At 55.3% G+C, this 12,257-nt stretch carries 9 protein-coding genes and 1 tRNA gene; 8 read left to right on the top strand and 2 right to left on the bottom strand.

The genetic code is table 11. The features are described from left to right. Positions 1-314: 314 nt before the first annotated feature. Positions 315-2,216 (bottom strand): DUF6020 family protein, encoded by a 1,902-nt coding sequence (locus ALMA_RS02435; protein WP_094726248.1) that lies wholly within the window; start codon positions 2,214-2,216, stop codon positions 315-317. A 137-nt stretch (positions 2,217-2,353) separates the two neighbouring features. Between ALMA_RS02435 and ALMA_RS02430 the strand changes: the two genes are divergently transcribed. Then, positions 2,354-4,270, top strand: a complete 1,917-nt coding sequence (locus ALMA_RS02430; RefSeq protein ID WP_148140235.1) for an acyltransferase family protein — start codon at positions 2,354-2,356, stop codon at positions 4,268-4,270. 82 nt (positions 4,271-4,352) lie between these two features. On the opposite strand, the gene ALMA_RS02425 is transcribed toward ALMA_RS02430, so the two are convergent. After that, a tRNA-Gly gene (locus ALMA_RS02425) sits at positions 4,353-4,426 on the bottom strand. 181 nt (positions 4,427-4,607) lie between these two features. Here ALMA_RS02425 and cps2T point away from each other — a divergent pair. The 7 genes from cps2T to ALMA_RS02390 all read left to right on the top strand — a co-directional run. Beyond that, positions 4,608-5,834 (top strand): beta 1-4 rhamnosyltransferase Cps2T, encoded by a 1,227-nt coding sequence (gene cps2T / locus ALMA_RS02420; protein ID WP_094726246.1) that lies wholly within the window; start codon positions 4,608-4,610, stop codon positions 5,832-5,834. Continuing rightward, on the top strand, positions 5,824-6,864 hold the full coding sequence (locus ALMA_RS02415; RefSeq protein WP_094726245.1) for a glycosyltransferase family 2 protein: 1,041 nt from the start codon (positions 5,824-5,826) through the stop codon (positions 6,862-6,864). The genes cps2T and ALMA_RS02415 overlap by 11 nt, the downstream gene beginning before the upstream one ends. Continuing rightward, positions 6,858-7,508 carry a hypothetical protein gene (locus tag ALMA_RS02410; RefSeq protein ID WP_094726244.1) on the top strand — a complete coding sequence of 217 codons (651 nt, stop codon included), beginning with the start codon at positions 6,858-6,860 and terminating at the stop codon, positions 7,506-7,508. The genes ALMA_RS02415 and ALMA_RS02410 overlap by 7 nt, the downstream gene beginning before the upstream one ends. 51 nt (positions 7,509-7,559) lie before the next feature. Continuing rightward, positions 7,560-7,982 (top strand): large conductance mechanosensitive channel protein MscL, encoded by a 423-nt coding sequence (gene mscL, locus ALMA_RS02405; protein WP_094726243.1) that lies wholly within the window; start codon positions 7,560-7,562, stop codon positions 7,980-7,982. A 126-nt stretch (positions 7,983-8,108) separates the two neighbouring features. Next, positions 8,109-8,378, top strand: a complete 270-nt coding sequence (gene rpsO, locus ALMA_RS02400; RefSeq protein WP_086106591.1) for a 30S ribosomal protein S15 — start codon at positions 8,109-8,111, stop codon at positions 8,376-8,378. Positions 8,379-8,511: 133 nt separating this feature from the next. Beyond that, on the top strand, positions 8,512-11,031 hold the full coding sequence (locus ALMA_RS02395) for a polyribonucleotide nucleotidyltransferase (RefSeq protein ID WP_094726242.1): 2,520 nt from the start codon (positions 8,512-8,514) through the stop codon (positions 11,029-11,031). Between the two features lie 315 nt (positions 11,032-11,346). After that, positions 11,347-12,257, top strand: a 911-nt coding sequence (locus tag ALMA_RS02390; RefSeq protein ID WP_211278326.1) for a hypothetical protein, incomplete at its 3' end; no start/stop codon positions are given.

The raw sequence follows: 12,257 nt of genomic DNA, 5'->3' as shown, positions 1-12,257 counted from the left end.
ATGTCACAAGTCGCACCTGTTTCGCTTGCCTAATAAATCACTAAAACGTACCCCGCACAGTAAAAAACGAAACGCGCAAACTACTCACGCGACCAGCTTCTCGACTACACTTCAGTCGTATGAAACTATCGTATGGAATGTTTGCGCTAGCAGTTTTTCACTTTATTGTAGCGGTGGCAGTTGCTGTATGCATGCATAGCACTTTTCTTACTGTGTACTCTGTCCTTGACGGCATCTTCTGGCTTTTGGCAGGATACCTCTGGAGAAGGAAAGAGAAGCGTAAGCGCGCATAGTACCTGCCTCGCCCACGCCCCCTACATCACCCGCGCTATCCTCTCGCGCCCCCACGCAGCACGCCCGTCGTGGACGAATTGGAGTAGCATGAGCCAGGCGCAGAAGGCGAGGGGGAGCATGTGGCGCTCGAAGTTATTTGCGGGCGCCATCATCATTACCCCTATGAGCAGAACGAGCGGCACGTACCGCATCACATCTCCCCAGCGCCGCAGCAGTATAACCGCGCAACCGAGAAGAATGCACATGACCACATAAAAATTGCCATGGGTGATCCATCCCAGAACAGGAAGCCCGCCCACGAACGAGGCAGCCGCATACTCGGTCGAACGCACGGACGGCATCCAGTACTGCAGAAGCGAGGCGTTCGAGATGCGAGAATTATCCAGATAGTAGCTCGTCGCCACGTATGGCGGGTCGAAAACGTCGAAATAGCCGTATACCTTCGCGAGGAAAGCGTCGATATACGTGACAGGATGCGAACGCCCGAGAGACAGCCACGCGCGGTTAAAGCGAGCCATGTCGTCGGCCGTCACCGTCTCCCACTTATATGTCTCTACCTTCCCGTCGCCCCCCGAGGACTTTACGCGGTCGGCATCATCCGGATTATAAGCAGCTCCCATAGCGTAAAGATTGAAAATAGGCCGAAGCTGCGCGCGTACAGAAGCTGAAACGCTCTCCGGGTCCTCACGCATCACTCTGGCTATCTGCTGAATCTGAATCCCGCGGCTTTCTATGGAATCTCCCGAAATGATGGCGCCGCTGTTCACAGCGATGTTCAGTGCGCCCTGGAAGATGATGAACGGTAGCACGAGCGCCACGAGGTGCGCACGCCAGCGCCGGCGGTCGTACACGAAGATGAGCAGGATCTGTACGGCCACGATGTACGTGGCATACTTCGCAGAAATGAGCATAAACGCGGTGCTCAGCGCTATACCGGCTATGAGCGTGCGCGGAATGTGTGTGCGGTCGCGACGGTTAAAGATCTCGTACCACTGGCCGAACCACCACAGGAATGCGAAGGCGAAGAGGGGAGACTTTGTGAGTGCTGTCGTGGAGAAGAGCACCTGAGGGTTGAGCACGAAGAAGAGCAGGATGAATGCTCGCCATGCTCCCGAAGCGCGGTAGTTTCGCTGGTTCCGGTGGTTATACACGCGAAGCGGCCTCGCATAGGCGAAGAAACGGCTGAGCGTAAAGCTGACGGTGAGGACGGCGAAGAGCATCTGCCCGAAGCTGAGCGTAACGAGTCCGAGGTCTATGCTGCCTGTAAAGCGCTGGGACAGCACGAGTGTGCCGCCGTACAGAAACGTGAGAACCACGTTATGCTGGTTCGTCAGATACGTGGGCGTGTCCGGCCACATATAGTGCGCGATGGGGTAGACGTCCACCACGTTAAAATTATCCGCATACGAGACGTACGAGCCGTTCAGCGAAGCTATCCAGCGCGTCATTTCCGCGTACTGGCTCATCAGGTCCGCCGCGAAGATGCTCGGCACGAGGATAAACTGCACGCCCCAGACCGCGAAAAGCAGCGCGGCTATCTTCCACCAGCGGTCCGTGAGGCGTACGATGCGAGTGCCGAGTTTTTTCGGCATTTTTTCTGCCAATTTTCCCGCTAGCTTACTGGCCTTCTTCACGCCACTGAGCTGGTAGCGTGCGCGTGAGGTCGGCTGGCTCATACGCACGAAAAGCCAGATCACTGCCATACACACGCACCATGTGCCAGCGAAGATGAGAGCGTTCGAAAGTCCGAAGGTGCGTATGGAGGAATCCGCACGGTAAATGGGCCCCACGCTCGTACAGAAAGCTATCCACATGCTCGCGAAAACGGCCACGCTCCACCCCAGAATGCTGGTCCAGTTCGTGTGGCTCATCTTCATAGTCCATCTGCCCGAGCGGTGTGGGCGTATGGCAGGACGAGACATGCGAACTCCTCAGTAATTCTCACTAATAGCGGACAGGATGAATAAGTATCCACAAGTATATCAAGACGTACGGCGTTTTCTACGTGACACTGGGAGGACAAACCACTACCATAGCGTATGTGAAGATACGCGAGAGCATGAATACGGAAAAGAGAACAGAAGAGGGGAAAACGAGCCGGCGGAGGATACGCGGGCTAGATGGGCTACGTGCTCTGTCTGTACTCCTCGTGCTCGCGTACCACTTTCTGCCCCAGTATGTACCGCAGGGGTACGTGGGGGTGGATGCGTTCTTCGTCCTGTCTGGCTTCCTCATCACATTCCTGCTTATCCGCGAGATAGAGCAGACGAACCGTCTGAACATAGCGGGGTTCTGGGCGCGCCGCCTGCGCCGCCTTATCCCTGCTGTGCTCGTGCTCCTCGGCGTGTGCGTGCCTGCCGCGTTCGTGGTGGGTGGAGACGTGCTGCTCGGGATACGCCGTCAGGTGCTGTCCGCGCTGACGTTTACGTATAATTGGTCGCAGATTCTGGCGGGCTCCACCTACTTCGACCAGGCGAATCCTGCGCTTTTTAAAAACCTGTGGTCATTCGCCGTAGAAGAGCAGTTCTACCTGCTGTGGCCGCTGATTCTGTGGATTCTGCTCCTGCCGAAGATGAAGCGTTTTTCGGCGCCTGTGACGCTCGGATTCGCAGGAGTCTCACTCGTGTGGGCATTCATCCTGCCCCTGCTGGGAGCAGACCCGACGCGTGTGCATCTCGGCACGGACTCACACTCGTACGGTCTTATGCTCGGAGCATTCCTCGCCTGTGCCCTTCCGCTCTGTGTGAAGCTACGTGAACGCTCGCGAACTCTCAGTGGTGGGCTCGGCTGGCTGGGAGCTGCAGGACTTATAGTGCTCTCCTGTGTGCCCCTTCCTCTCGGTGTGTCCATGACACTTATATCCACGCTCGCGAGTGTACTGTCCGCTCTTCTCATCCTCGCAGTCGTGTCCTACCACGAATGGCTCTCCAGTGACGAGCGGGAGGGGGCGCTCATAGTCATGAATGGGGGAGTGCTCGAACGCTCGCTCGTCAGTGTGCTGAGCATCCGCCCACTGGGCTGGGTGGGAGTGCGCTCCTATGGCATCTACCTGTGGCACTGGCCGCTCACTGTCCTCGCGCTTTACATAGCTCCACGTCTCGGCGTATGGGAACGAGCTGGGATTATCTTCGTTCTTACCATCCTTTTCTCCGCTTTGTCCTGGCGCTTCGTCGAGCAGCCTATCCTTCAGAACACTGCACGAGGATGGGCATCTACGCTCAGTAAGCACGTGCGCATGGTCGTGGCTGCACTGGCAGCAGTGTGTCTCATAGGAACGGGACTAGCGCTCGCGAATGAGCCGACGAAGACGAGTGCAGAAATGTCCATAGAAAAAGCTGTAGCTGCTCAGAAGGCACAGAAAACGCAGAAGTCGCACACTCAGCCGAAAAAAGAAGACAAAGAAGAAGCGAAAAAGAACGAGCCGAAAGCTCTGCCGCGGCCTGAGATCACGGGCGCGAACATAACCGTCATAGGAGATAGCGTCACCGAGGCTTCGCAGTACGCGCTCGCGAACGACTTCCCGGGCATCTACGTGGACGGGGTCGTGAACCGAACAGGTAAAGAAGCTGCCGGCCTGCTCGCAGCGGCTGACGCAAATCCGAACGTGGGACGTCGCCCATATGTGGTCATAGGCCTCGCGGCGAATGCTACGTGGAGGCAGGACTGGCTGGATGCACTTTTGACTCAGGTGGGTGCAGACCGTCAGCTCATCCTCGTAAACGGATTCGGTCCGACTACTTCGGGCTGGATATGGCAGTCGAACGATGTGATAAACGCCTACGCGGCTGCTCACCCGAAGCAAGTCTTCGTAGCGGACTGGGCTGGACAGATAAAAGACCATACGGATTTGCTTGCTCAGGACTTCGTCCACCCGACCTTCGACGGTGGAGCACACTACTTCTCCGTGGCTGTACGCGCTGCGCTGGAGAAGGCTGCTGCTGTGCCCGCTGTACAGCAGACAGAAGGAAAGAAATGAGGAAAGAAGACTTTGTGGATGTGAATGCTTCTAAATGCTTCTACTCCTGTGCGGGAAGCCTTGAAAACGCTGGGATTACTAGTGGAGCGGATGACGGGAATCGAACCCGCGTAATCAGTTTGGAAGACTGAGGCTCTACCATTGAGCTACATCCGCAGACAAGCCACCATTTTAGGGTATAACAGAGTCGAGCGCAAGTCCTTCGATGTTAAGCGTGTCGCCTGGAGGATGTGCGGGGGTGTGCAGGGGATGTGCAGGGGTGTGTGGAAAGTTCCTCGCGAATTTCTCACAGCCTCTCGTGAGTTCTTCGTAGGCGCGAGACGGTATGCTAGTGCATATGCAGCATCATGTTTTTATCATAGGAAGTCGCGGTTTACCAGCGAAATATGGGGGCTTCGAGACCTTCGTGGAGAATCTCGTCACGCGCAGGCAGCGCGAAGACGTGGTCTACCATGTGGCATGCCTGGACGATGGTTCCTATACGCAGGCAGATGAACGCGGACACTTCAGCTTCCAGGGGGTAGACTGCTTCGTGGTGAATCCAGCCCGCTGGCTCGGCCCTGCTCGCGTCATCGCCTATGACATGATGGCTCTGGATCATGCACTCGCCATGGTCCGTCGCGAGAATATCCTCAAGCCTGTGTTCTGCATTCTCGGAAATACCATCGGCCCACTCGTGGGTGGTATAACGAAAAGGGTGCATGACGTAAATGGCCGCCTCTTCGTAAACCCTGATGGTCTCGAATTCAAGCGCTCGAAGTGGCCGAAGCCGGTGCGCGCCTACCTCAAGTATGCAGAAAAGTGCATGGCGAAGCACGCGGATGTGATAGTGAGCGATAACGAAGGTATCCAGGAATACATGGAGCGTACATATCCGGAAGTAAAAGCGAGCCAGAAAAGCATCTTCATAGCCTATGGGACGGATACTGCTGCGTCCACTCTCACAGCAGGCGACCAGAAGGTACGCAGCTGGTATGCTCAGCATGATGTAAAAGAAGAGGAGTATTACCTCATAGTAGGTCGCTTCGTCCCTGAGAATAACTATGAAACCATGATTCGTGAATTCATGGCGTCGAAAACGAAGCGTGACCTCGTCATTATTACGAATTATGAGGGGAATGCCTTCTTTGAGCAGCTACGCACAGCCACGCACTTCGACGAGGATCCTCGCGTAAAGTTTGTGGGAACAGTCTATGATCGTGACCTGCTCACTTACATCCGTGAAAATGCCTTCGCTTACCTGCATGGGCATTCTGTGGGAGGGACAAACCCGGGATTACTTGAGGCGCTGAGCTACACAGACTTAAATCTCGTTCTCGATGTCGCGTTTAACCACTCTGTGGCTAGGGACGCGTGCATGTACTGGAAAATACCCCACATGGACGATGCCTCTCAAACAGCAGAAAGCAGTCCTGCACTCGCTGACGCCATAGAGCAGGCCGACGAGCTGACGCGCGTCGAGCGGCAGACGTACGGCGCGCAGGCGAAATACATCATAGCGCGCGACTATACGTGGGAAAAGATAGTGGGACAGTATGAGGAGATCTTTACGTATGAACGCTGAGCTGAACGTGCATAATGATGCACAGGACCGTGACGCCCAGTCGCGTGTAAGCATCCTCCTGTCCACATATAACGGCGAAAAATACCTGCGCGAACAGGTGGAAAGCATTCAGAAGCAGACATACACGAACTGGCATCTGTTTATCCGCGACGACGGCTCGCGAGATGCGACGCCGTACATCATCGCCGAACTCGCTGAGAATGACGAGCGCATCACGTGGATAAACCCACACGAGCGAGAGAATCTCGGCGTAGTCGGTTCTTTTCAGGCGCTGCTTGCACATGCTACTGCAGATTTCTATCTCTTTAGTGATCAGGACGACTACTGGCTTGAGGATAAAGTGGCCACGCAGGTGAGCCGAGCTCTGGCTCATGCCGCCGAGTGCGGGCGGCGAGGTGTGGTGGAACCATACATGAACTATATGGATCCCGTGGTCGTGGACGCGCAGCTGAACACTCTCACGCCGAGCATGATCCGCTCGCAGTCCGGACACGCGAATACCACGCTCGTCGAAGAACTCACGGAAAATACGGTTACGGGAGGTGTGAGCCTTATAAACGATGCGCTCGCACAGCTGTGGCTGGGAGGCGGCGCTAGTAGTTCTGCCGACGCCTCCGCCATCATGATGCACGACTGGTTCCTCGCTCTGCTCGCTACTGCTCATGGCACTCTTGAGTTCATAGACCAGCAGGGCGAGCTCTACCGTCAGCATGAAGCGAACGTGCTTGGAGCGCGTACGTTCAGTAAGCGTGTAGCGCAGCTTTCGCGGCCGGACCTTCTCGTGCGCAAGTACTGGACGCTCATCCACCGCTCGCAGAAGCAGGCCGCGCTTGTGCTGGAGAATCGCTATGGTGGGGAGGAATTGACAGAAGAAAAGCGTGAACTCATTCGCGCTTTCGTCACCATAGAAAACCTGCCGTGGCGTGAGCGTGCACGCGTGCTGAAACGCTATAACTTACGGAAGAATAAGCGGCTTATGACGCTCGCTTTCCGTGTGCTGCTCATAACGGGATGGGGGAAGAGATGGTAGAGGCAAAAGAAGCAAAAAAGGAAGCGAAGAAGGAGATAGCGGTAGACGCCATCGTCGCGACGACTACCACGGAGCAGATATCCATAGCGGATGCTCAGCGGCAGTACCGCCGAAGCCCGTGGAAGTATGTGCTCGTGACGCTTCTCGTTCTGCTGTCTGTGACGGTACCGTATGGCGTGGGTCGCGATTTTGCTGTGCATCGTACCGCGCAGACCATCTGGGTGCTGAGCCAGGTACAGCCTATAGGCTGGGCTTTGCTGAGCTGGGCGTCTATGGTGGTGACCATGATGGCGCTGGCTCTGGCGACCATAGAAAGTGCGTGGCGCACGTGGGGCGCGCTCGCGTACGTGAGCTTCGTCGTGGAGCAGTTCCTGTCCGGGTTTGCGCTGTTTAGTCCGAGCTACTGGTGGGGGACGAAGGTTATCTTCGGCTCGTCGAACGTCTATGCAAACGGCGTGAATGCTGGTATTATGTGTTCTGCGTGGGCGCTCGGCGTGTTCGTGGTCGTCTATACTGTCACGCTTTTGTTCGTGCCGAAGGGCTCGAAGCTGAACGTGGTAACGCGCAGCTGGGCGGCTTTCCTCACATTTTTCGGTATCCAATTTTTCGCTCTCATCGTGGCCATGTTCGGCGGTCTCATATAAGACCTACGGGTGCGCGTGGCTGAAAGTATCTTTTACGAAAGGACATGAATTATGATTAAGGGTTTTAGGGACTTTATCTCTCGCGGTAACGTCGTCGATATGGCAGTGGGTGTGGTCATGGGTGGAGCCGTGACCGCCATCGTGAACTCCATCGTGGCGAACTTCATTAACCCACTCGTGGCTATGATCTTCGGAAAGCCAGATATGTCTGACCTGCTGAAGTTCACTTTTAACGGGGCTACTATCTCCTTCGGTGCAGTGCTGACGGCACTTATTAACTTCCTCATCATCGCTGTGGCCGTGTACTTCTGCATCGTCGTGCCGATGAATAAGCTGAAGGACTTCACCGCGAAGGCGGAAGCCGATAAGGGCGCTGAAGAAGCTGCTGCTCCGGCTGAGCCTACGAAGGAAGAGCTGCAGCTGCAGACGCTCCAGGAGATTCGCGACCTGCTGAAGGCGAATAAGCTCGCGTAGTTTCTGAATAACGAGCGTCGTCTCGGGCATCAGCTAAACTTAGATTTCGGCGTGTTTCGCCCGCGGATTCAGAGCGCTTCATCAGAAGGATGAGGCACCGCGCAGCTACATATGAAGGAGAATGCTATGGCACTTTCTCAGGAAGAAAAGAAGGCTATTATCGCTGAGTATGCTACCCACGAAGGTGACACTGGTTCGCCTGAAGTACAGGTAGCTCTGCTCACCAAGCGCATTAACGACCTGACCGCTCACATGAAGGAGCACAAGCACGACTTCCACTCTGGACGTGGTCTGCTGCTCATGGTCGGTGAGCGTCGTCGCCTGCTCGGATATCTGCGCGGCGTAGACATTAACCGTTACCGCTCTCTGATCGAGCGCCTCGGTTTGCGTCACTAAAGTCTTCTGTGCCCAGGCTAGTTTCAGCCTGGGCTCTTTTTACATAGAGATGTAGGTACCAGGGGAGAGGGTCTCCCCACTGTATGTAAAAGAATGAAGCAAGTAGGTAGTTTGAAGTTATAAGGAGGAACCCGTGCAGGGTCCCGAAATTAAAGCAGTAGAAGCCGTCATCGATAACGGCACTTTCGGCAAGCGTACGCTGCGCTTCGAGACGGGACGTCTCGCCCAGCAGGCTGATGGGGCAGTAGCAGCCTACCTCGATGGAGAAACCATGGTTCTGTCTACCACCACCGCTGGTAGCAGCCCGAAGGAAAACTATGATTTCTTCCCACTGACCGTAGACGTGGAAGAAAAGATGTATGCAGCAGGTAAGATTCCTGGCTCTTTCTTCCGTCGTGAAGGCCGTCCATCTACAGAGGCCACTCTGGCAGCACGTATCATCGACCGCCCACTGCGCCCTCTGTTCCCACACACCCTGCGTAATGAAGTGCAGGTCGTGGAGACGGTTCTGTCCATCCACCCAGATGATGCGTATGACATGGTAGCCATGAATGCAGCATCCGCATCCACCATGATCTCTGGCCTGCCATTCAGCGGACCAGTCTCTGGTCTGCGTCTGGCTCTCATCGACGGACAGTGGGTGGCATTCCCACGCTGGTCCGAGCGTGAGCGCGCAGTCTTCGAGCTTGTGGTAGCTGGACGCGTCATCGAAAATGGTGATGTGGCCATCGCTATGATCGAAGCAGGTGCTGGAAAGAACGCCTGGAACCTCATTTATACAGAAGGCCAGACGAAGCCAGATGAGGACGTCGTAGCCGGCGGTCTCGAAGCGGCGAAGCCTTTCATTAAGGTCATCTGCGAAGCACAGGATGAATTGAAAGCCCTGGCTGCGAAGGAGACGAAGGACTTCCAGCTCTTCCCAGAATACACGGACGAACTGTACGCGCGCATCGACGAGATAGCACACGCAGACCTGAACGAGGCTCTGTCTATCGCAGAAAAGCTTCCACGCCAGGACCGCATCTCCGAGATTAAGCAGGTCGTGAAGGACACCCTCGCTGGCGAGTTCGAAGATATGGACGAGGCAGAGAAGGATAAGGAGATAGGGAACGCCTTTAAGGAGCTGCAGCGCCAGATAGTACGCCGCCGCATCCTTACGGAGGACTACCGCATCGACGGTCGTGGCCTGCGTGATATCCGTACCCTGTCTGCTGAAGTGGACGTGATTCCACGCGTGCATGGTTCTGCTCTCTTCCAGCGCGGTGAGACTCAGATTCTGGGCGTGACCACGCTGAACATGCTGAAGATGGAACAGCAGATGGACGCTCTTTCTGGTCCTACCACGAAGACGTACATGCATAACTATGAGATGCCTCCATACTCCACTGGTGAGACCGGCCGCGTCGGCTCCCCGAAGCGCCGCGAGATAGGCCATGGTGCTCTGGCAGAGCGCGCACTCATCCCAGTGCTGCCGAGCCGCGAAGAGTTCCCATACGCTATCCGCCAGGTCTCCGAGGCCATCGGTTCGAACGGTTCCACCTCCATGGGTTCCGTGTGCGCATCCACCCTGTCCCTCATGGCATCCGGTGTGCCTATTAAGGCTCCAGTGGCTGGTATAGCCATGGGCCTGGTCTCCGGTGATGTGGACGGCCAGCACATCTTTAAGACACTCACGGATATCCTGGGTGCTGAAGATGCTTTCGGCGACATGGACTTTAAGGTGGCAGGTACCTCTGAGTTCATCACTGCTCTGCAGCTGGATACGAAGCTCGACGGCATCCCGGCAGATGTCCTCGCTTCTGCTCTGCAGCAGGCGAAGGAAGCGCGTACCACCATTCTGGACGTCATCACCGAGTGCATCGATGGCATCGCTGAGATGAGCCCATACGCTCCTCGCATCATCACTACTACGGTTCCTGTGGATAAGATAGGTGAAGTCATCGGCCCTAAGGGTAAGATGATTAACCAGATTCAGGAAGAAACTGGTGCGGAGATCTCCATCGAGGATGACGGTACTGTGTACATCGCATCCGAAGGTGGCGAGGCTGCTGAGGCTGCGAAGAAGCTCATCGACCAGATAGCGAACCCACACGTTCCAGAAGCGGGTGAGACCTTCAGTGGTACCGTGGTGAAGACCACGAGCTTCGGCGCGTTCGTGAATCTGCTTCCTGGCACGGATGGTCTGCTGCACATCTCCCAGATTCGTAATCTCGCGAACGGCGAGCGTATCGACGCTGTGGAAGACGTGCTGAAGGAAGGCGACACCGTCGAGGTCATCGTTCAGTCTGTGGATGACCGCGGTAAGATTTCGCTGGCTATTCCTGGATTCGAAAACCAGGAGAGTGCTCCTGAGCGTCCTCGCCGTGAGCGTTCGGATGACCGTCGCTCGGATGATCGTGGTGAGCGTTCGGACCGCCGTGAGCGCCGTCCACGCCGTGATGACCGCGACCGTGACGACCGCGGTGAGCGTTCGGAGCGTCGCCCTCGCCGTAGCCGCGATGACCGCGATGAGCGTTCGGAGCGTTCCGGACGTCGCGAGAATCCTCGTTACGCTGTGGATGATGCGTATGACGACTACCGCGCAGAGCGTGCTGAGCGCTCCGAGCGTCCGCGCCGCCGCGTGCGTCGTGACTTTGATCCGTTCGAGGACTAAAGGTCAATTCTTCCTCTAGCATAACGGTGTGGCACCTAGCATTTGCTGGTGCCACACCGTTTTTTTATGAACTATCCGAGGATATGGGTATGTCTTCAGGTAGAATGGAGTACGGAAGAAGAATCTAATATCGATAGTCTAGCGTTTAAGCCGCAGTGTATTCAGTGAGGTAAAACGCTAAACCATCTTTTCATATGCAGGCTGGGGGGGGATCCTTCCCTGCTTGGCACGTGTCTAGATAAGGCTAGGGGTTTTCTGGCATCCTTCGTGATGGTGGAAGAGATTCTTACATTTAGGAAGAGGAAAGATTCTATAATGAAAATTTCTATGAAACGCGCTTTGCGTGGTCGCACTCGTGCTGGTATAGCTGCAGCTGCTGCTGTGGCTGTGCTGGCTACGGGTGGGGCGTGGCTGGCGAATGCTGCGGCTACGGCTACTTTGCCGACGCGTACTTTTACACTGGATAATAATGAGGCTATTACCAGTGATAACTTTACAGGTACGGGCTTATTCACGTTCCCTACGAATTCTACAAACGGTAATGGCGCTGGTATGGGCCTTATCGGCGTGAATAATCCGTCGAGTGCTGATTTGAATGGTCTTGAGTTCACTGTGTATGGTGGTCAGATGACTGGCGAGTCGGTGAATATTCCGCAGCTTACTATGACTTATAATGGTGGGCAAGCTACGAATACGATGGGTCGTCAGATTTATGGTCAGACAGCTGCTCAGGTTCAGGATGCTGCTCAGCAGGCGCCTTTGTGGAAGGGTAAGCGGCAGCCTGTGCTGACTGCGAACAAGAATATTAGTTCGTCAGATGCAGTGCTGTATTCGAGTACTGGTGCTATGGATTTGTTTATGTCTGTGGTCGAGCCTCGTGGGTATGAGCAGGGCACGGATAAGGTGTATATTCCTGATTTTTCGAAGCGTATTCAGCTGTCGGATTCTGCGAAGGCTGCTGGTTGGTCTATCGAAGACTTTACGGTGACGGGGCTTCCTGCTGGTGTGGCGTATGATTCTCAGACGGATACGATTCAGGGTTCCATTATCGGTGGTTTGGATAATTCTGGTAATAATTCTATCGAGTATGGTTTCCAGGGTGCTGAGGTGAACTTTACTGCGAAGAATTCTCAGACGGGTGTCGAGCAGAAGTTTGCTTTTGGTAAGTCTTCTCAGGCTATTATCGCTTTCCAGTATAAGGATACGAAGGCTCCTACTCTGGATGG

The sequence above is a fragment of the Alloscardovia macacae genome (assembly GCF_002259705.1).
GTDB classification, from domain to species: Bacteria; Actinomycetota; Actinomycetes; order Actinomycetales; family Bifidobacteriaceae; genus Alloscardovia; species Alloscardovia macacae.
The sequence above is the reverse complement of the archived record's forward strand: the minus strand, read 5'-3'. Positions and strand labels throughout refer to the sequence as shown.